Source organism: Candidatus Fukatsuia symbiotica (assembly GCF_003122425.1).
Lineage (GTDB): Bacteria > Pseudomonadota > Gammaproteobacteria > Enterobacterales > Enterobacteriaceae > Fukatsuia > Fukatsuia symbiotica.
On the sequence record NZ_CP021659.1, the window covers coordinates 2,604,117 to 2,624,250 of the forward strand.

The 20,134-nt window shown below is 45.0% G+C and carries 24 protein-coding genes and 3 pseudogenes; 16 read left to right on the forward strand and 11 right to left on the reverse strand.

The genetic code is table 11. The features are described 5' to 3' along the window. The first annotated feature begins 1 nt into the window (after position 1). The 4 genes and pseudogenes from CCS41_RS12665 to CCS41_RS12680 all read left to right on the forward strand — a co-directional run. Positions 2–2,155 carry an AAA family ATPase gene (locus tag CCS41_RS12665; RefSeq protein WP_119797635.1) on the forward strand — a complete coding sequence of 718 codons (2,154 nt, stop codon included), beginning with the start codon at positions 2–4 and terminating at the stop codon, positions 2,153–2,155. Further along, positions 2,152–2,658: a Pvc16 family protein gene (locus tag CCS41_RS12670; RefSeq protein ID WP_240313774.1), complete on the forward strand. Its 507-nt coding sequence runs from the start codon at positions 2,152–2,154 to the stop codon at positions 2,656–2,658. The genes CCS41_RS12665 and CCS41_RS12670 overlap by 4 nt, the downstream gene beginning before the upstream one ends. A gap of 152 nt (positions 2,659–2,810) precedes the next feature. Continuing rightward, positions 2,811–4,574: an eCIS core domain-containing protein gene (locus CCS41_RS15745; RefSeq protein ID WP_119963685.1), complete on the forward strand. Its 1,764-nt coding sequence runs from the start codon at positions 2,811–2,813 to the stop codon at positions 4,572–4,574. An 81-nt stretch (positions 4,575–4,655) separates the two neighbouring features. Beyond that, positions 4,656–4,745 (forward strand): annotated as a pseudogene (locus CCS41_RS12680) (IS5/IS1182 family transposase); the annotation flags it as partial. Here CCS41_RS12680 and CCS41_RS12685 read toward each other — a convergent pair. Next, entirely contained in the window at positions 4,745–5,170 is a 426-nt protein-coding gene (locus CCS41_RS12685; RefSeq protein WP_119797636.1) for a type II toxin-antitoxin system VapC family toxin, read from the reverse strand. The pseudogene CCS41_RS12680 and the gene CCS41_RS12685 overlap by 1 nt on opposite strands. Positions 5,171–5,182: 12 nt before the next feature. Further along, the gene (locus tag CCS41_RS12690; protein WP_119797637.1) at positions 5,183–5,449 is read right to left on the reverse strand and encodes a type II toxin-antitoxin system prevent-host-death family antitoxin; all 267 of its coding nucleotides are present in this window, start codon (positions 5,447–5,449) and stop codon (positions 5,183–5,185) included. A 121-nt stretch (positions 5,450–5,570) separates the two neighbouring features. On the opposite strand from CCS41_RS12690, the gene CCS41_RS12695 reads away from it, so the two are divergent. The 4 genes from CCS41_RS12695 to CCS41_RS17925 all read left to right on the forward strand — a co-directional run bounded on the left by CCS41_RS12695 (position 5,571) and on the right by CCS41_RS17925 (position 7,640). After that, entirely contained in the window at positions 5,571–6,395 is an 825-nt protein-coding gene (locus CCS41_RS12695; RefSeq protein ID WP_119797774.1) for an N-acetylmuramoyl-L-alanine amidase, read from the forward strand. Between the two features lie 455 nt (positions 6,396–6,850). After that, positions 6,851–7,108 (forward strand): hypothetical protein, encoded by a 258-nt coding sequence (locus tag CCS41_RS12705; RefSeq protein ID WP_119797638.1) that lies wholly within the window; start codon positions 6,851–6,853, stop codon positions 7,106–7,108. Positions 7,109–7,145: 37 nt separating this feature from the next. Then, positions 7,146–7,469 (forward strand): type II toxin-antitoxin system RelE/ParE family toxin, encoded by a 324-nt coding sequence (locus CCS41_RS12710; RefSeq protein WP_119797639.1) that lies wholly within the window; start codon positions 7,146–7,148, stop codon positions 7,467–7,469. A gap of 12 nt (positions 7,470–7,481) precedes the next feature. Further along, positions 7,482–7,640: a helix-turn-helix domain-containing transcriptional regulator gene (locus CCS41_RS17925; RefSeq protein WP_477021198.1), complete on the forward strand. Its 159-nt coding sequence runs from the start codon at positions 7,482–7,484 to the stop codon at positions 7,638–7,640. Between the two features lie 260 nt (positions 7,641–7,900). Here CCS41_RS17925 and CCS41_RS12720 read toward each other — a convergent pair whose 3' ends face one another. The 9 genes from CCS41_RS12720 to CCS41_RS12755 form a co-directional block, all read right to left on the reverse strand. Further along, complete coding sequence (locus CCS41_RS12720) at positions 7,901–8,188, reverse strand: hypothetical protein (protein ID WP_119797640.1); 288 nt, start codon at positions 8,186–8,188, stop codon at positions 7,901–7,903. A gap of 321 nt (positions 8,189–8,509) precedes the next feature. Continuing rightward, a complete protein-coding gene (locus tag CCS41_RS17805) occupies positions 8,510–8,770 on the reverse strand; it encodes a plasmid mobilization protein (RefSeq protein WP_420866980.1) in 261 nt (86 codons plus the stop codon). 431 nt (positions 8,771–9,201) lie between these two features. Then, positions 9,202–9,720, reverse strand: coding sequence for an IS630 family transposase (locus CCS41_RS12730; RefSeq protein ID WP_323586409.1), 519 nt, complete (start codon positions 9,718–9,720; stop codon positions 9,202–9,204). Further along, positions 9,656–10,024 (reverse strand): IS630 transposase-related protein, encoded by a 369-nt coding sequence (locus CCS41_RS12735; RefSeq protein ID WP_119797643.1) that lies wholly within the window; start codon positions 10,022–10,024, stop codon positions 9,656–9,658. The genes CCS41_RS12730 and CCS41_RS12735 overlap by 65 nt, the downstream gene beginning before the upstream one ends. Positions 10,025–10,138: 114 nt before the next feature. Next, positions 10,139–10,753: a recombinase family protein gene (locus CCS41_RS12740; RefSeq protein WP_119797644.1), complete on the reverse strand. Its 615-nt coding sequence runs from the start codon at positions 10,751–10,753 to the stop codon at positions 10,139–10,141. Between the two features lie 115 nt (positions 10,754–10,868). After that, positions 10,869–12,041 carry a TniQ family protein gene (locus tag CCS41_RS12745; protein ID WP_119797645.1) on the reverse strand — a complete coding sequence of 391 codons (1,173 nt, stop codon included), beginning with the start codon at positions 12,039–12,041 and terminating at the stop codon, positions 10,869–10,871. Beyond that, positions 12,038–12,877: a TniB family NTP-binding protein gene (locus tag CCS41_RS12750; protein WP_435384331.1), complete on the reverse strand. Its 840-nt coding sequence runs from the start codon at positions 12,875–12,877 to the stop codon at positions 12,038–12,040. The genes CCS41_RS12745 and CCS41_RS12750 overlap by 4 nt, the downstream gene beginning before the upstream one ends. Further along, positions 12,816–12,947 carry a hypothetical protein gene (locus CCS41_RS17930; protein ID WP_425286344.1) on the reverse strand — a complete coding sequence of 44 codons (132 nt, stop codon included), beginning with the start codon at positions 12,945–12,947 and terminating at the stop codon, positions 12,816–12,818. Before CCS41_RS17930 ends, CCS41_RS12750 begins: the two co-directional genes overlap by 62 nt. 2 nt (positions 12,948–12,949) lie before the next feature. Further along, on the reverse strand, positions 12,950–14,614 hold the full coding sequence (locus CCS41_RS12755) for a Mu transposase C-terminal domain-containing protein (RefSeq protein ID WP_119797646.1): 1,665 nt from the start codon (positions 14,612–14,614) through the stop codon (positions 12,950–12,952). Between the two features lie 639 nt (positions 14,615–15,253). On the opposite strand from CCS41_RS12755, the gene CCS41_RS12760 reads away from it, so the two are divergent. The 8 genes and pseudogenes from CCS41_RS12760 to CCS41_RS12790 all read left to right on the forward strand — a co-directional run bounded on the left by CCS41_RS12760 (position 15,254) and on the right by CCS41_RS12790 (position 19,920). Then, entirely contained in the window at positions 15,254–15,709 is a 456-nt protein-coding gene (locus tag CCS41_RS12760; protein ID WP_119797647.1) for an Hsp20 family protein, read from the forward strand. Between the two features lie 338 nt (positions 15,710–16,047). Then, positions 16,048–16,656 (forward strand): hypothetical protein, encoded by a 609-nt coding sequence (locus CCS41_RS12765; protein WP_119797648.1) that lies wholly within the window; start codon positions 16,048–16,050, stop codon positions 16,654–16,656. Beyond that, entirely contained in the window at positions 16,641–17,744 is a 1,104-nt protein-coding gene (locus tag CCS41_RS12770) for an endonuclease/exonuclease/phosphatase family protein (RefSeq protein ID WP_162860078.1), read from the forward strand. The genes CCS41_RS12765 and CCS41_RS12770 overlap by 16 nt, the downstream gene beginning before the upstream one ends. A gap of 312 nt (positions 17,745–18,056) precedes the next feature. Continuing rightward, positions 18,057–18,311, forward strand: a pseudogene (locus tag CCS41_RS12775) (helix-turn-helix domain-containing protein); the annotation flags it as partial. A gap of 136 nt (positions 18,312–18,447) precedes the next feature. After that, positions 18,448–18,735 (forward strand): annotated as a pseudogene (locus CCS41_RS12780) (integrase core domain-containing protein); the annotation flags it as partial. Position 18,736: 1 nt separating this feature from the next. After that, positions 18,737–18,862, forward strand: coding sequence for an IS1/IS1595 family N-terminal zinc-binding domain-containing protein (locus tag CCS41_RS17935; RefSeq protein WP_425286345.1), 126 nt, complete (start codon positions 18,737–18,739; stop codon positions 18,860–18,862). A gap of 424 nt (positions 18,863–19,286) precedes the next feature. Continuing rightward, positions 19,287–19,523 carry an AbrB/MazE/SpoVT family DNA-binding domain-containing protein gene (locus CCS41_RS12785; protein WP_119797651.1) on the forward strand — a complete coding sequence of 79 codons (237 nt, stop codon included), beginning with the start codon at positions 19,287–19,289 and terminating at the stop codon, positions 19,521–19,523. Then, positions 19,510–19,920: a PIN domain-containing protein gene (locus tag CCS41_RS12790; protein WP_119797652.1), complete on the forward strand. Its 411-nt coding sequence runs from the start codon at positions 19,510–19,512 to the stop codon at positions 19,918–19,920. The genes CCS41_RS12785 and CCS41_RS12790 overlap by 14 nt, the downstream gene beginning before the upstream one ends. Positions 19,921–20,134: the final 214 nt, after the last annotated feature.

The window sequence follows — 20,134 nt, forward strand, 5'->3', positions numbered from 1 at the left end:
AATGCCCCTCTCATTCTTTTCAAGCTCGTTTGAGCATTTGCTCACCGAGCTTAAGCGCATGGACGCTTTGATAAAAGCTTATGTAAAACAAGCAATCACAACACAAACGCATGATAATCCCTACCCCGGTTTGCAAGTGACGGCCCAAGAAGCGCAGGCGTTACTTAATGACACTGTGGGGCTGCCTTTTTGGCATACAGCGTATGCCGACATCGATTCTCCTTTGAGTCAATTCGCTCATGAACGCCAGGCGATTGACCAGGCGGTTGAGCAGAGTATTAAAAATCAGATCTCGCTACAGTTAATCGCTTTGCAGCAACGCTTTCAGTTAACACCTCAGGAGATTGACATTTTACTTATCTGTTTGACGGTAGAATGGGATGCCCGCTACGCGGTATTTTTCGCTTATCTGCACGATGATGTTAATCAAAAACGACCCACGATGGATCTGATTTTAAACCTATTAAGCCAAAGTTGGAGCGAAAAAGGGGCTATAAGACGGTGGCTTTCCCCTACTGCAACGCTGAGGCGTTACGCACTGATTGAAATCAACGAGCAAAACGGGGCGTCTTCTCTCAGCCGACCGGTCAATATCAGTGAGCGGATCACTCACTTTCTGCTAGGGCAAGAAGATTTACCGGCGGCGCTCAGCACAATAGTGTCGATTATGACACCCGATAAATCCTTATCGGCGTTAATATTGCCCGATGCCTTGCGTGATCGCCTCGATAACCTGCTCACACAGCACCGTGCTGAGCTTGCGCAGGCAGTGATTTATTTGCAAGGGGGCACTGGCGCGGGTAAACGAACGCTGGCGCAAGCCCTGTGCCATGCGTTAAAGATAACGCTAGTGGTGGTTGATTTACCGGCATTGATAAAAAGTCAATCGCAGGAGCGAGTAGCATTGATCTTACGTGAAGCCTATTTGCACAATGCCGCGATTTACTGGCGTGGCATGCCATCAGTCTTGCAGGCTGATCAACAAGACTGGCACCAGCCAATCATGGCGGCTTCTAAGGCGTATCGTGGGCTTGTCTTTATGGACGGTGAGGCCAACTGGCCCTGGGCACAAACGAGGGTCCCCGAGAAGAGAATACTGACGATAAGCCTGCCGCCCTTAACCACACTGCAAAGGCAGGACTTATGGCAACGCGCGTTACCCCACCTTGATCAAAACACGGTCATAGACGTAGCGACGCGCTTTCGCTTTTCGCCTCGCCAAATTTTTTCAGCCGCACAGCTGGCTAAACAAGTTAGCCACGGGGATAATCCCCGTGATCTCAGCATCGATGACGTCTTTCATGCCTGCAAGTTACAAACCACACAGGCACTTTCAACCTTGGCACGTCCTTGTCAACCCAGTATCCAGTGTCCCGAGATAATCTTACCTCTGTCTTGCCGGCAACAACTTGATGAATTGCTCCATCATGTTCAGTACGCCACCACCGTGTATGAGCATTGGGGGTTTGCTCGTCAGCTCACACGTGGGAAAGGATTAAGCACGTTATTTTCCGGCCCCCCGGGAACAGGCAAAACCCTGGCGGCCGAAGTTGTCGCCGCTCGCTTGAAATTAACACTGTATAAAATTGATCTCTCCTCGATAGTCAGCAAGTACATTGGTGAAACCGAAAAAAATTTAGAGCAACTCTTTCTAGAAGCCGAAGCCCACCAGGGGATCCTCTTTTTTGATGAAGCGGACGCGTTATTTGGCAAGCGTAGTGAGGTGCAAAACGCCCATGACCGCTATGCGAATATGGAAACCAGTTATCTCTTGCAGAAAATCGAAGCGTATCCGGGGATCATTATTTTAGCGAGCAACTTTCGACACAATATCGATGACGCCTTTGTGCGCCGGTTGCAATTTTGTATCGATTTTCCCTTTCCTACTGCCGAGGAACGCTTGCGGATTTGGCAAGGGATTTGGCCCAAAGAAACTCCGCTTAGTCCTGAGGTTAATTTCTCCACCTTGGCAACCCTTGAGATTGCGGGCGGTCATATTAAAAATATCGCCTTGGCGGCCGCATTTAAAGCCGCGAGTACTCCCTCCACGCCAAAAGGCGCTCAGGTGACCCTGGCGCATATTAAAGCGGCCGCGCAAAGTGAGTTTAAAAAAATGGGCAAAATCATCCATCCAGAACAATGGGCTTTCTTATGATAAATGACCTCAATGACACGCTCGCTGCCTTACTCGAACAAGAACTCGCGTTGAAAGAGGCAGGGATTAACGTTGTCTTTGCCGCGCCTGATACACGCTTTTTTCAAAAAATCACCCCGCCACTGATTGCTATCTTTCTTTATGATATTCGAGAAAATCTGACGTTAAGGGTGAGTGAGCCTTTTGCCCAGCAAAAAACGGCGGGGGCTGATACCACCTCTCTCACCCGTTCACCGGCTCCTATCGATTATTCGTATCTGATTACGGCCTGGGGCAGCAGCGGCAGTGAGATCGCGCCGGATAAAGACCAGCATGACATGCTGAGCCGGGTACTTCATGCCTTATTACGTCACCCCATCTGGCCGGCCGCACTATTAAAAGGGCAGTTAGCAGCGCATCCTCTGCCGCGTGCCTTTGTCGCCCAACCTGGCCATTTACACAATATGGCGGAATTTTGGAGTGCCATGGGGGACATCCACGGGCAGTACTGCACTACACGGTAACCGCTCTTTTACGCGCATACGACCCGATAGAAAACATCCCCGTGGTGAAGTCCGTTGCTCATCAAGCCGGCAATAAATGATGAGGCAGCTCGGTTGATGACACAAACAGAACATCTGCTTAACAATGACATTTTTATCTGAAGGAACACATTATGGCTACAAGTGGTCACAACACTTTTCAACCTGCTACATCTCATAAACAGCAGCACTTCCCGCGAGCAGCCAATCGGACGCGGCATGCCTCCTCCCCTGCGTTCCATCCCGTTATTCCCTTACAATTTCAACGGAACCCACAGCACGTATTAGCGGCACAAAGCCTGATAGGTAATCGTGCTGTTGTACAATTATTGAATCAAACGCATAACCGGGAAACCCAATCTGTCAATAAAACCGGTTTGCCGACCCCACTCAAAACGGGCATAGAATCCCTGTCGGGGATAGACTTAAGTGACGTGCGTGTCCATTACTATTCAGAAAAACCCTCACAACTCCAGGCGTTAGCTTATGCGCAAGGCGAGCACATCTATTTAGGCGCTGGCCAAGAACGGCATTTGCCGCATGAAGCCTGGCATGTGGTGCAGCAAAAGCAAGGGAGAGTGAAACCGACACTACAGATGAAAACAGGGATTGGCATTAACGATGATGCTACTTTGGAACAAGAAGCAACGCAGTGGGGAGAGAAAGCAGAGCACTATACACCGAATGAGGATTTATCGTTACTTCGCAGAAAAACGGTAGATGATCCCCAGGTGGTGCAACGTAAGGTAGAAAATCTGACACTGGAAAGTGGTGATAATCTGAATACTATTGTAGGTGCATTGAAGCAAGGCACTATCATCGTAAACGGTACTCCCTGGTATCTAAATGAAATATACCAGGCTAATGTGGACGGACTAAAGAAAAAAGAGGGTTTAATTAACCTATACCGTGCCAAGTTCGCTAAAGCAACAATTGTTCCTGAGATAGATGGTAAACGAGGAAACAACACTTCAGAATACGGTCATGTAAAAGCGTTAGGAGAGTGGGAACATTTAGCGTCTACTCATACTAAAGAGAGAAATTTAGATACGGGTCACCTTATTGCTGATGTCTTTTTCGCTCCAGAACAGAAGCAAGAATCCTATGTAGCAACAAATTTAGCACCTCAAGATACTCATATAAATGTTTCGGATTACAAACGAAAAGAGAATGATATAAAAAAAATCGTCAAGGACGATATATCAGTTGAAATGCACGTGAAATTAAACTACGGCGACTCGCCAAAGTATTCATTAAAAACACTAGTTGAAAGAGGTGCGTTAAAAAATGTGTACAAACCGAAAAAGGACAAAACGGATCCCAATTTCTTAAAAGAATTAGAGGATCAGGAAAAGAAAACCAGCATAGAAGTACCAAGACGTATCCCTTCGCAATGGACTCTTGATATACAGAAGCTAAAAGGAGAAAAGGAGGGTGATACCATAAAATATAAAAATGAGGGCGATCCAGAACATAATAGTGGTTTTACTAAAGAACTTGCATTTTACGACCCTAAGGGCCTGTTAAATCCTACGGAAGTTTTTAAACATAAAGATAATAGTTATCGGTATACAGAAGCTCAGTTAGAAGAGGGAGAAAAAACTATTAAGTCTATTAAGTATGCCGAAAAAGCTAAAAAATATGAGGAAGTGTTAAAAACGATAGAAACAGAATATGGAAACATTGAAAAGCCAAAAGGATTGAATGAAAATGACTATTGGAGCCTATTTCAGCAAGCTTTAATCAATACTTTAAAGAAAAATAAAGAAGCATTCCAAAATGAATTGAATTTATTAATTAAGATCGAAAGAACAGCAGAGTCCTTTAAAACAATGAGATTAAAACGTGAGCCACAAGACCTTTTAGAGGGTGTAGCAAAAAAATCAAACAACGAATAACATTGAAATACCTAATGTTTTCTAATTTAATTCAGCGTAGTAAATAGCGCTCAGTCTGGTAACAGGTCGAGCTTATCCGACAAACATCGACATCTGGTTGAGAGCACTTTTCTGCATCTTAAATGTTGGCGAGGCATTGCCACTCGTTATGCAAAGAATACCGCCTCTTTTCAGTCTTTGTTTAGGTGGAGCCAAGGGTTAACCAGCGACACACCCGTGTTAATGAAATCTGACACGTTACGTGTAACTACCGTAAATCTATGTTCAATGGCTGTTGCGGCGATCATGGCATCACGTTCAACATGCGCATTCGGTACATGCAGTGTAGCACACACTGGGGCAGTGTGTTCGGTGAAGGGCAGTATACGTCCTGCAAATGCGACGCTGACGCCCGTCAGCCAGACCCGCAGCGTACCGCCCTGCTGTGGTGTGCGCCGCTCTAAAGTCTGGATGCCTTTTTCTAGTTCAAGAAGGGTGATGGCCGACAGGAAAAGTCGCCCGATTGGTTGTGTTGCCGCCCACGCACGCACGGCGGGAGATGGTTTGGGTTTGCCATGGCGTAGCTCAGAAATGACGTTAGTGTCCAGAATGAACATCGTTATTGCGCCTTAATCGAACAGGGTAGGGCGAAGTTGAACATGAACATCAAGGCATGAAGGGTCAAACTCAATACCAACACCGCCAGGAATACCCTCCATAACAGTGAGAAGCGACATCTCACCTTGACCTGTGAGGTGGTAGTAATCATCTATTTTCAGCAGTGCAAAAGCCGGTTGGCCACGGTTGGTGATGAACACCGGTCCTTCGGCGGCCGCTCTCTTGGCAGCAGACACATCACGTGTGAAATCTCGACTGGAAAAAGTGTGGATGGCCATGTTTTTTCTCTTCCCCCTATGGCTATGGATTATTGTTTGTATGTTACAACAATATGGAGAAACGGTCCATCACCTTCAGTATTTAATCTTAATTTTTAATATAGTCATTGAGGAAACCACTATGAATATTAATTTTAACACGTATCGATCATTGAGAAGACCTGACAAAGGTTACAATGACCGCATTCGCTTTCTGGTCATGCATTACACTGCCGCTAATTTTTCAGCTTCCGTAAACAGCTTAACGGGCGGAGCAGCCAGTGCGCATTATCTTGTCCCCGATCCGACGGATCGTTCGTATATCAATGCCGGTTTTAAAGATCAACAAATTTTTAATCTGGTGGATGAAAAAGACCGTGCCTGGCATGCCGGCACCAGCACCTGGGGAAACCGCACCAACCTTAACGATAGCGCGATTGGGATCGAAATAGTTAATCAGGCGACTGATATACAAGGTGTATTCACCTTTCCTCCTTTTAATGATCGCCAAATAGAGGCAGTGAAAGCATTATCCTTGGATATTCTCCAACGCTACTCTGACATCTCCCCCACTCACGTGGTCGGTCATGCTGATATTGCGGTGGGACGCAAAAGTGACCCTGGTGCCGCGTTTCCCTGGAAAACACTCTTTGATGCGGGTGTAGGCGCCTGGTATGATGAAGAAATGAAATCTGCCTATATGGAGCAGTTCACTACAGCTCCATTAACTCAGGCTGACATGTTGATCCGTTTTAAAAAATACGGTTATGACACCAGTGGCGCCGCTACTGATTCAGCTGTCTATAAAAAGCTTGTCCGCGCGTTTCAACTGCATTTTCGCCAAAGTCACTATGATGGCGAACTCGATATAGAAACGAGTGCTATATTAGCGGCATTAGTGAAAAAATATTTCAATTATCCGGCAGAAAACCCAACCACCACCCAAAATACCAGCAGTGTCATTTAGCAACCACTCAGCAAAATCTCTGTTTAGGGAGGCTATTTGTTTGACATTATCATGAACTGACGGCAGATCATCTTAGAATCATTACGAATAAACTCGGCTTAACGGAAAATAGTTTGTTCAGTAGTTAAAGTAATCTTAGATAATGCTTCATATTGGATACGGAACAATTCATTTTCTATAGATAAATTATATCTTAAAGTTTATCGTGACATTGTTTGGGTTCATTCATTAGCCTTCTATTAAATTTTGTTCGATAGTGCTAAATTGGAACTCTACCTAAGGCCATTACTTTTTTTATACATCGTTAACAAATGGATTGCGTATCTGAATACCATCAATTTTCTCGCCCGTGTTCATGTCTTCGCTAAATAACACTCTGTAAAAACTAACGCAGCCTGACAGAGTTATCTCCTCTGAAAGACTGCTAACCACAACAACCTACGAAAGAGGCTATTATGGCTAACGGTGATTTTACGCAAGTACACAACGATGATCTAGGTGCATTATTTGAAATGATTGATCAACTTGTATTTACGAATGAAATACTCAACAAACAAGTTTTAGATCTGGAAGATTATTCTATTGCTATTCAAAGACTAAAGAATACAAAAGTGATACCCAAGAATAATACATTTTCATGCTGTATTTTTAAGCCGTTTTTGAGGTATTGGTGTTTTATTGAGACAGCCTCAAAAGCACCGATGCCAGTTTAACTTGATAAATTATCGTTTATAAACGATAATGTGAGATATGAACGAAATACGACACTACATCGACAACAATGGAAACGACCTTTTTGATGAGTGGCGTGAGCAGGTACGCGATATCAAGGCCAAGATTGCTATTGACCGCCGTATCATGCGTGTAGAGCTGGGTAATTTCGGCGACCACAGGTTTTTACGTGAAGGCGTCTGGGAATTACGTATCGATATTGGTCCTGGGTATCGAGTCTATTACGCTAAAGCTGGCTTGACAATCATTCTGCTGCTGTGCGGTGGAGACAAACGTAAGCAGGACGTAGACATAACCCGCGCATGTGAATATTGGCGCGAATGGAAACGTAATAGTGGATAGGAGAGTTGGCTAATGAAAGATAGATCACACGACGATGCAATGGCCGAGGTATTCCGTAAAGACCCTGCTTATGCAGCTGAACTGCTTAATGGCATCCTCGAAGATGGTGAGCAAGCCGAGCTACTGATTGCTATGCGCCAGATGGCTAAGGCCTTCGGGGCGTTCGCGTAGTGGCAAAGGAGGCAGAGTTGAATTCAAACCAGCTCTATCGCACTTTGTCTGCGAGGGGTAATCCTGAAATCAAAAGCTTAAACGCGATCTTACGCGTTATGGGTTTACGTCTTGCTGTTCAACCTGTGAGATATCAAAAACTGGGGCCATAGTATGGCTCGTGCTTCTTAACTCGTACCTGTTGGTGACGAATAGTTGAATTCAACGTCTGTTCGTTTTGTAGAGTTTGCTCAATTCCATCAGCTGATTGCTTAAGTTGTTTACTTGCTTCTGTAATTCATCGTCAGCCAACTGCCGCCGAAGATACCTAGAGAGAGGCTCAATCCGATCAATAACGGCCAAAAAATCCGATTGCGGACTACTTTCCAGCCCATACTTTCGTTCTGGCTGTGGATATCGGTTTTGATGGTACTCAGCTCTTGCTCCAATATGGTGGTTAAGGCGTTGCGTAAATCTTTGAGCTGCTGCCTTGTCAGGTTTTGAATAGTCTCGTTCTCTTGCGCTATCTGATTTTTCAATCGTTCGGCTAACGCTGTAGTCTCTTGCATACAGTGCCCCTTTCAATCTCCAGCGTTTACCGCTCTCTGGTTCACAAGCAGTGATATAGTCATTTCCCGTACGGGTTATTTCAAAATCTAATTTTTTCACTTGAACTATCACATCTTCACGATTGCGTATAAGCCCATTTACGGCTCTCTGAGACAAGATCGCATCCAAGAGTATCCCGAACATCATCTGATGGCTTATCGCCTCTTCTGGTGGCCTCTACGGTGATTTTGAGGATATGATTGGGGGTCTTCATGTTTCTTATTCGATTTGGATCTGTGGGATCAGCTAATCCGTACTTTGCGTTTACTTCACTACGAAAGTCATCGAAATGTTGCTGTGTCTTTTTCCCTGGTGGCTTGATATTCAAACTTTTTCCAGTACTTAATCATGTTTAAGTTGGCATTGATGCGATTGAGCATAGCTACTTGCTTTCTTTCATCGTTTCGGTTCCTCACGCTAACTTTACCTAAATGATTGCGAACAAACTCAGACATCGACATTTCTGCCGATTTTGAAAGTTGTTGAAGCCGCTCCCACTCCGTACCAGAAAACCTGACCCCAGCAACATCGGGGCTTGCCAGAGGGCTCCGCCCCTGGACCCCCCAAGGTCAAGTTCAACCCCCGCTTAGCATGGGGGATGGCCTCCCTTCGGGAAACCATCCCCCATTTAACAGGGTAATCGGGTCTTCATTTTGTCAATGCCAAGCCCTGACGGGGGGCTTCGCCCACATTGACAAAACTCCGGCCCTTAAAAAAGAATTAAAAAAATTTGTTTTAAAAAAATAGAGACCGCTCGCCGCAAGAATGGTTTTCGCGCAGCGAAAGCCGTTCGAGGAAGCGGAATATCATCTGAAATTACAGAGAAACTCGGTCACTCTGGTGGTGAATAGAAATTCTTGGTTTTAGGTCCGATTAAATAACAATGATAAGTCAGAAAGAGTTAAAACAATCTTGGACTGTACTTGCGATGGTTAAAGTGGTAACCAATATAGCAGCGGTGTTATAAAATGACTTAATTAAAGAAGGAAAACAGGTGATCGACATCACACCTCTCTTTTCTACGCCGTGCTTTGGCATGAGCCCATTTCTTCTCAATGGGATTCAAATCAGGCGAATAAACGGGAAGATATTCAAGAATAAAACCGGCATTTTTTATTGCATCCTGAATATCTTTACGTTTGTGAAAACTCGCATTGTCCATCACCATGACGGAATTCAGTGGTACTTTAGGCAATAAGTCCTGCGTTATCCAGGCATGGAAAATATCGCTGTTGATGTTACTGGTGAACGCACAAACCGTTAGCAATGCTTTCTCAAGCAAGGCACCCATGATGTTAGTACGCCCTCTGGCCTGCCAATTATGTTGACCGTAACAACGCTGACCTTTAGGCGAATAACCATAACGGCGTGGCATATCATGTGAAAATCCACTTTCGTCAATATAAATAATGGGATGACCCGCTGTCTTATAATTTTGGAGCCTTATCTGGAAAGCCTCTCTGGCTTGTGCCTTGGCTTTGGGATGCTGCAGCGTTTTTTTTACAGGTTAATCCCAGTCGTTTCAGGGCATCACCGATACCACGGGCACTTACACCCAGCCGCTGCGCACGTTCGAACTGATAAGCATCAGGATAAGTAGCAACATCTTGTGTGAGAACTTCTCTATCTATCTTCGTCGCAGGTTTATTACGCGTCATACAGGGCTCTATTCGGTTAGCCCAGCGCATCAGACTGGCCATGCCGACGACAAAACGTTCCGCTGTTTGCGCATACGTAAGCTTTTCTTGTTCTTTGATTGCCAAGACATGTTGGCGAAATTTCAATGGATAAGTCATCCTTGTATTTTACATCAATTTATAGCGAGCCTTGTCATTTTCAGAAACCGACTGCACTAAATATCAAAAGCCGACTGCACTACTTTGCTACCTATAAAAACTATTCAACTAGATTTAATTTTTAGCAAAAAATTTTACGCCATCTGACCGCAGTTCTCCCTTAGGCGACACGTGTCGGTAAAGTGTTTGCCGAGTAATGCCTAACTCTTCGCACAAATCGTTTACCTTAGTTTCAGGCTGACCCATTGCAGACATCGCCAACCTCAACTTAGCAGCAGTTATCTTGAATGGACGTCCGCCTTTCCGGCCTCTCGCTCGTGCTGAAGCTAGTCCTGCCACTGTGCGCTCTGAAATCAGCTCACGCTCAAATTCAGCCAGTGCCGCAAAAATTCCAAAGACCAGTTTTCCAGATGCCGTCGTCGTATCAATTGCTGCACCGTGACCCGTGAGTACTTTCAAACCTATACCTCGGCCAGTCAATTCATGCACAGTATTAATCAAGTGTCGTAGGTCTCGGCCTAACCGATCCAGCTTCCATACAACAAGCGTATCCCCTTTGCGCAGCGCCTTTAGGCAGGCTGACAATCCAGGGCGGTCTTCGCGTTTGCCCGAGGCTTGGTCTTCATATAATTGGGATGTATCAACACCAGAAACAATCAGTGCATCTCGTTGCAGATTAGTCGTCTGGCTGCCATCGGCTTTGGATATCCGCATGTAACCCATCAGCATATTTTTTACTTTTCCTGTCACTTATACGGTCGGTTGCGTGACATTGTGAAAGCAGTCTGCGCGACTGTCAAAACTTGTCACTTAACCCGTTATTTAATTTAAGACATGCAAAGGGTTATTTATGGTCATAATGTGACAGAAATTCTAGCGGAATTTTTACTTCGGTAAACAAAGCATGTAGTTGCTTCAGATAATCTGGGTCATGCTGCCCGTATGAAGCCAGCCAGAATAGCGAGCGGGCCGCTTCAGGATTGTGCCTCGCTTCGATAATGGCTTCTTCGATCGCTTTAGCCGCTTCTCGCCAATAATTGATAGGTTCATTTTTCCCAGTATCCGTCGGTTGTAGACCATTTATAAACTTGGTCTGTGGTTCCGTCAGAAACAATTCCGCTTGCTCCCCGTATGGACTTAACATTCTCGATTCGACTAAATGTATCGCGGTAGCTGCTGCCTCCAGCATTTGCAACTGCACCGAAGTATTGAGGCTCTCGTAGGGATGCCACAAAGTTTGCTTGGCGCGTAAGGGATATCCGCTTTGTTCCCAAACGTAACGGATATCCCTACCATAAGAGCCACAGTACGAAAGCGGTGTGTTTAGTTCATCCAGCAGCGTCCGCAACAACCGAAACCAGAGTCCAGCGTGGACACGCCGACGAGGCAACTCTACACAGCCAGCCGTCAGCGCCTGCCAAGTGCGCCGATCCATCACCAAAATCGGCTCGCTGGCCTCTCGAGGTTCACAAGATTTGGTTTCCCAACACATGAACTGCCATGGCCCTCCCAAATAGGGCTCTAGCCAGCAGCCATGCGTTGGGCAACTCAGCATCAATGGTAGCTGCCACGCAAGTAGTATTGGGTGGTCTACCGAATCGTTTAGGCAGATCGGGCATGCTCGATGGATTGACTGCATAGGCAGCCAGGCGCGCCAACTTGCAATGTGCCTCACTTTTCGGTTTTTCTTCGGCAGCAACACCGAAAATTGGAAAACATAGGTTTCCAGGGCTGACGTAACCTCATCATCTAGGCTGTCCAGTAACCACGGCATCCAGCAGGAAAAACTCATGCAGTGTAACCGTTCCAGACCTACGCCACTTCTCTGTGCTAGCGCTGTCAGCAGTGACAGGGGTGGCGCCAGATCTAGGTCATTAACCTGACCGTGGCCGAGGTCATGCTCCAGCAAATCATGTCCATTCATCTGATAGCAACCGGCGATACGATTAAGCCATGAGGATAAAGCTTCGCCTTCTTTAGGCGCAGGGTGCAACGGCCAGCGATGCGCTGGTTTCACATCAACTCCCGCTCGAATTGCCGACGCCGCTCGCTAGGGCCTGCATAATTGCTCATACTGAGCGTACGGGGGTTAATTGACTCCTCTCCGCTTTCCACAGCAGACACAGCGGCTGCTATCAGCAAATGCGTCAGTTCTCCGATCGTACCCTCGCTACGAGCAAGCAGATAGCGAGCCATATCCTGCGTGGCAATGGGGGAGTATCGTCGCAATGGGAGAGAAGCAGCGAAGCTGGCGAGCAATGAGCAACAATCATCATTGACTTCCCACAACGGCAATATGACAGGAGAGAATCTATTTTCTAACTGGTCGTCTGAACGAATGGCAAGGTAGGCATCACGTGTGCCGACCCCTACTAGTGGGACACGCAGCTCATTGCCGAGAAAGCGCAATAGGTTGAGAAATTCCCGGCGGGTGCCGCTATTCCCAGCCAGGACATTATGCAGCTCATCAATCATCAGCATGCGTACGCCAATACGGCGTAGTAATTCGAGCGATAGTTGTTCTATTTCCAGTAACCGTTGACGTGGCCGTATAGGCGCACCCATCGCGGCAAGCAATGCCACGTAAAAGCGGGAAACTGAAAGCTCGGATGGCATCTGTACGCTCAATACTGGGATATGTTCCTGGTTATCATTTGAGCTACCAGGATGGCTGCGGCGGAATTTTTCTATGATCATCGACTTGCCGTTGTTGGTTGGACCAACAAGTAGCAAGTTGGGCATACGCTGTTTGTTTGGCCATGCATACAGAGTTTCCAGTCTGCTTAACGCTTCAAGCGCACGTGGGTAACCAATCCATCGGTCGGCGCGGGATGCGCTGGATCCTCTCGACAGCGGGCAGCCTGGCTAAACCCTGTGCTGCTGGCAGCAAGTGAGACAGGTCAGTGATAGGGAACTCATCCATAGCTACCACTCCTCGATCTGGTCAAACGGCAGGGCCTTCTGTGAGTCAGCAACGTCCGATTCTGGCGGAGCAGGCTTGCTAGGTGCTGGCAACTCCTTGAGATGCTGTCGGCGCACCGCATCACGCCTCGTCCTGCGTGTATTCTGCTGAGCCGTGGTGACGATATCTCTCATTTGCCTGATCATGTAAAACAGTGCTGATTCGTCCACCTGTTCACGCCCAAGCTGGCGTAGCTTTGTCAATGCTTGACGCTGTTCCCATAGGGTGACAGCTGGGTGGGACAAGGTACGGTAGGGAACTTCCAGGTAGTTTTTACCCTCTGGCTCCAACACCCAGATTCGACTGATATCGCGAGGATCACGTCGAATCAGGAAGGGAGGTAAGCAGTCACGTCGGGCTATCCACGGTTTGAGTGCGTCTGCATAGTAGTGAATGTAATCAATGACAAAGCCGGTCCGGGTTAAGATGCGGCGGATGACAGGAAGAAAATCGACCAGAAAAGCCGTGACATGAGTGATGATGCTCGGTACGCCGACACACACAACAGCTTCTGCCCAGCATGCGGCCGGTGTTTGAAGCAGACTGCTGTGTATCGAACCATGGTACGTACCTACCGCCAGCGTAAGCCATCTCTCCAGTTCACGCAGCGTCAGAGTTGCCATACTCTCCGAATTGTATGTACCACGCTGTTCAGGGTTTGAAAAGGTTGTTCCTGGTAATTCATCGTGGACCATTTTCATCGCTGTGCCTATGATCCTTTCCACGATACCGCCGTAGTGTGGTTGGCCTGGCGGACGATAATTTAACTGAATGCCGTGTTGCTCGCAGCCACGGCGTAGCGCCTCACTTTTAAATTCAGCGGCATTGTCTAGATAGAGATGCTGTGGCTTACCGCTCATCGGCCAGTCCATTTCCACCTCCAAGTGTTCCAGCCAGGGCCGTTTATCACAGGCAACCTGTGTCAGGCAGAGGCCAACAGAGACAGCAGACGGTGCCTCTAGCGTAACCACAATACCAAGTACACAGCGAGTGAACACGTCGATGGCGATTGTTAGGTAAGGACGGCCGATTGGCTGCCGATCACGTTCATCAACGATGATCAAGTCGATGACTGTATGATCAATCTGCACCTGCTCCAGTGGCATTGCAACTTTTGGAGGGACACCGCCAACACTTTGCAAGGCGCGGGACGCATTTTGACCTTCCCGGCGGCGCGCTATTTTCCTAGGGTCGAGTCTGGCAATCCTCAGGGAAACGGTGTTGCGTGCTGGCGCCCGTAGCTTTTGGGTTTTGCAAGCCTGTACGATTTCTCGATAGAGCGCGGCCAAACTGCGTTTCTGCTTGGTCAAAAAGCGTTTATGCAATAGCTCACGGATAATGTGCTCAATCTGCTCTGGCAAGCGTTGTTTGCCTTTGCTGCCGCTAGACTGGCCGGGGGCTAGATCGGTCAGCAACCCAGCACCCTGCCGGTAGCGGCGCACTAGTTCATAGATATGGCGACGGGACAGCCCTAATTGTTGGGCGGCGTCATCAGCGGCTTGGTGACTAATTCCTTCCTGAGCTGCCAGTGGAGCAATGACTTGCTGCCGTCTTTGTGCTTCACGCCACGTAGCTTCTGGCAAAGTTAATACACCTTGCTCGGTAATCTGGTGCTCCTCGGAGCCCATGCTCAAGCCTCACTGTAGGGAAGAGGAGTATTGAGCATAATCCAAAACGGTGCAGTTGACTACTGATATTATGCTGTCAGAAGGTGACTGCACAAGGTTAGGTTTGGGTTAATGAAATGGGGCACTGGCCTTCTAAAGATAAAGGTTTTTAATTAATAAATTCATTTAGTTATCTTGTTATCGTACGTTTTGGCACCCTTGGATTTTAAACTATCAGTGCAGTCGGCTTTTGATATTCCGTGCAGTTGCCTTCTGAAAATGACAATTGGGAAGAAAGTAAAAGATCCATCAAACGTTGGTTTACTGGATGGTCTGGAAGGTAATTTTGATTGTCAAATAATGTGAGCCGGAAAGGATGGATGGCAAGCCAGGAAAGATAAAGGCGAGCTGATTGTCATTTATTAGACTTGTTGCCTAATAGTACATTAGTGTTTATTAAGCAACAGTGGGCGTCATAGAAGGGCCTCTAAGCGATTTTTTCGCACGAGGTAATGCAAAACGCACCCCTAAAAATGCCTAAAAAATGTTCGTTTATTTATTAGGCAACAAGTCTACTTGAAAACGTATCAAATGCCCCCATGTGAATGGTATGAGCATAAGTTTGCATTGAATGTTAGATATATGTTAAAGGAGGATGTTATGGCTTATCGTTCTTTCTCTCTTATTCCGGCATTGAGCAATCATCTACTTTCTGACCGTTTTACGCAGATGGATAATCTGTTTAGCCGTTTAACGGGTGAAAGGCCTATTGCGGATACGCCTGCCTATAATCTGCTGAAAAAAGACAAAGCGCATTATGAAATGACCGTGAGCGTACCCTGTTATACGCAGGATGAACTGGATATTTCGGTGCTCAATAACCAGTTAACCATTAGCGGTAAACCGAAGGTTGAGGAAACAGATGCTAACGAAGAAAAAGACGGCATCAAATGGTTGCATCAGGGTATTAGAAAAAGTGAGTTTTCCTTAAGTTTCAGTCTTGAGCATCGGATAACGATTCAACAGGCGAGTCTGGATAAAGGATTATTAACACTGCAATTTACTTATGATATTCCTGAACAGGAGAAACCGCAGAAAATTGCCATTGGTATGTAAAATGAATCAGGCTGAGTGCTTGAACACCATGCCGCTTAAACTTAGCGCCCTTGTTTTGTGCGTCCAGCATGGGCGTATTCCTGTGGGTGAAAGTCCCGCCATAAGCTGATCACGGCAAATGAAGTGAAGCGCAACTGCATAAGGGCGCCCAAATGTGGGGAGGAAGCGTGGAGCATAAATCGTCGAGGTAATGCTGACAGAGCGAAAGCAGAAAAAGTGGTGATTTTAGCCAGAGAGCAACGTATGCGAGCGATACTAAGTCAACTAAGTTCAAGAAGTATCAGTACTGCACTTCCACGCATAGCATAATCTATTAATATTATTTGGAGTTTTATTATATGGTTAATAAAAAAGCAAACATGAACAACGAAATAGATCATGGATTTTGGTCAAAATATTATGGTTGTCAATTTCCTTTCAACATAAATGGTCGGCAATTCTTCTATGGACAATCTGAAGATGATAATAGTTGGTTTATTCACGAACTGTTACCCGATGGTACAATGGGTAGTAAAACAGCTCATGGTACTTGGGCCCACTATTATAACTGTCAGTTTCCTTTTAAAATAAATGGTCGTCAGTTCTTCTATGGACAAGCCAAAGAGGGCAATAACTGGTTTATTCAGGAACTGCTGTCTTATGGTAAAATGGGACGAGAAATAGATCATGGATTTTGGTCAACATATTATGGGTGTCAATTTCCATTTTACATAAATGGTCGTCAGTTCTTCTATGGACAAGCCAAAGAGGGTAATAACTGGTTTATTCAGGAACTGTCATCTGATGGTACAATGGGAGGAGAAATAGATCATGGATTTTGGTCAACATATTATGGATGTCAATTTCCATTTTACATAAATGGTCGTCAGTTCTTCTATGGACAAGCCAAAGAGGGCACTGGTTTATTCAGGAACTGTCATCTAATGGTACAATGGGACGAGAAATAGATCATGGATTTTGGGCTCACTATTATGATAGTCAATTTCATTTTTACATAAGGGATAATCACTTCTTCTATGGGCAAGCTGAAGAGGGCAATAACTGGTTTATTCAAAAACTGTCATCTAATGGTACAATGGGACGAGAAATAGATCATGGATTTTGGGCTCACTATTATGATAGTCAATTTCCATTTTACATAAACGGTCGTCAGTTCTTCTATGGACAAGCTAAAGAAGGTAAGAATTGGTTTATTCAGGAAATATCATCATGTATAGATGATGATATTTTATCTCCATATCACTTTTCTGACTATAAAATTGCTTCGTGGAATATGCAAGGAGCGAACCATGACGAAGGTAAATGGAGAAATATAATTGCCAATGAAGTAAAAGTTATCTCTAATCATTCTAATGTAGATATATTTGCTTTACAGGAGTGTGGAGCACTCCCTAAATCTGTGTCGACTGTTTCTGATAGAGCTCCACAAGAATTAATTTCCTCAAATAATAATATAGAATTAACCCAAAATCTGTGGGCTCTTGGTACCAATTATCGACCAAATGATGTGTATGTTTATCACGTAGAGAACGGAAATCAATATAACAGAACCAGTATGGCTATTGTTTCCAGATATAAAGCAGATGAAGTTTTCATTGTTGGGCCTGTTGATAATGCTACTCGACCTGTTATCGGTATTCGACGCGGAAATGATTATTTTTTTAATATACATGCGGGTGCACACAGAAATAATGAGTCTCCATCTGTGATTAGTGTAATAGAAAACTATATGAGCCGAATTGTAAATGATAATGTAAATGCAACATGGGTAATTATGGGCGATTACAATACAGCGCCAGATGATTTAAGATTAACTAACGCTCCATTAAACATAGAGCGTGGATTTGCCATACCAGCCAGTCCTACTCACTTTGGTGGTGGTGACAGAATTCTTGATTATGCTATAACAGGGACTGGCATAGAAAATCAAGCGACATTAACAACTACTGTTTCTGAACGTACATTATCTGATCATATTATTGTTTTATTTATTCATTTATTTTTGCGGCCAACCGGTCGTTGTCGGAGAGGTTAGAGCCATCGCGTTATACACATCTTTTAAAAATCTTTATAAATCAATCAGTTAACCACTAACCTTGTTTTTCTTAATTTGCTGTTTTAAAAGGATTTTTAAAAGATGTGTATAACGATATGGGTTAGAGCGTATTTACTGAACACTATATCACTATCTATTATGATTAAATTCAAAGATAAAAATATGTTGTCACCAGCAATGTAAAACTGACCCACTAATGACAATTGAAAATTGACCCACCTGAGGAAAAATTGCCGCCTTTTTAACATAAAAATTGGCGGTTTAAATAAAATGCTGATTCAGGAGTGACTAGTGGAAATTCACGTGTTACATCGACAAGGGATGAATATTCGAGCCATCGCTAAACAGCTTCACCTATCACGTAATACGGTACGCCGTTATTTACGTAATATCGCCAGAACACCCCGTTACAGCCAGCGTACTGCACCGTTATCAAAACGGGAACCCTTTAAATTTTATTTACTCGAACGGATTAAAGCAGCAAAACCTTACTGGATCCCTGCCACTGTGTTATTTCGCGAACTTCAAGCGCGAGGCTATGAGGGAAAAGACGGTATCTATCCAACTGGCGTATGGCGTACTGAAATCCGGCGTTCCTTTTGATGAAAAAATAGCGTTTGCCAAGGCTTAAGCAAGACGGTATCTATGACAGTCAGATTGACGGGATAGAAAAACGCAACGGGAAGATATCGAGCATACACGGACGAAGGCGTATAGCCCGCAGGCCAATGGGTTCTGTGAGCGGTTTCATAATACGATGAAAAATGAAGGCTATAACATGATGTTTCGGCGTAAAATTTATTCATCACTGGAAGACATTCAGCAAGACATCGATAAATGGCTCGCATTTTACAACAGAGAGCGACCTCATTCAGGCAGGTATTGTTATGGCAAAACCCCTTGGGATGCTAGTGCTAATGATAGTCGAGTAGTGTTGACACCGTTGCCGCTACTGTGGTCAAACCAGTGACGTGAAAAAACATGGGATAGGAAGCGGTGGGCATCCCCGTTTTCGTTGCCTGTCCTGCAACCGCACATTTCAACTTGATTATTGCTATAAGACCTGTCAATCTGGGGTCATAAGAGCAACTTGTTGATATAGTAATGAATAACTCAAGTATTCGAGACACAGCAAGAGTGTTATGGCACTGTTAACAAAGTTATATCAATTAACTAATTGGAATAAATATAATTTTAAAAGAATTTACATAGAATGAACTTATTCAAAACTTAGCCCCGGTAGTGTGGTTAACAGGCGCACCCTGACCAGGAGAAAAACCCCCGAACAGGGGCGTAGTCGTGAGCACAACAGTCCCAACGCAACACCGCCTAGCCCTTCCATGCAAGCCAGAGCAAAAGCGGCCGTTGAAAAAATGAAAGCGTGCTGTCAATAATTAAGGGTGTCACACTTATTTTTAATTGTCTGAAATTATCAGACATTCTTTGATTAATACTTGCGGTCGTTCCTTTTAATGAGAGATGATATACATGACAAATGTATATCTATAAGAGGAAGATATAATGCAAGTAGCAAAGTGGGGTAATAGTTTGGCTGTACGCCTGCCGTCAGAATTAATTAAATTGCTTGAACTCCGTGAAGGTGATTCAATTGAAATTATCGTTGATGAACCCCGGGTTTTTTCGGTACGCAAGAAACAGAAAGTTGATACTAATTTGCTAGAGCGTCTGCGTACGTTCCGCGGTAAGCTGCCTGTCAATTTCCATTTTAATCGTGATGAAGCTAATGAGCGCAATTAAGAGTAAGATGTTTATTGACAGTAATATCCTGCTTTATCTACTATCGCAAGATACCGCTAAAGCTGATACCGTAGAAATGTTACTTAAGGGAAAGCCAACCATCAGTGTGCAGGTACTTAATGAAGTGACATCGGTTTGCGTTCGCAAGCTCAAGATGAGTTGGCAAGAAATCGGACAATTTCTGGAATTAGTACGTAATTTTTGCCGTGTGGTGCCACTAACTGAAGCAATACATGATGGTGCTCGCCAAATTGCAGAACGTCATTATCTGTCATTCTACGATGACTGTATTGTCGCCGCTGCCATGACAGAACGTTGCCGTACCCTTTATACTGAAGATATGCATCATGGTCTTCTGATTGAAGAAAATTTACGGCTTTGCAATCCATTCAGGTAATGTTTTAGTCATGCATTTTGAACGGACAAAAATAAAGATGGTTTCCTCCAACGCATTAAAAACCTTCTGCATTAATTCTTTAGAATGAAAGCATGATTTCATTCTAAAGACGAAATAAAATTTGGGGTGCTCCAATAGGCGACTGAAAACTACTTAGACTGTTGCTACATTCCCTGACAGTCAAACTCAGTGCCCTCAATCGATAGGTGTTTTT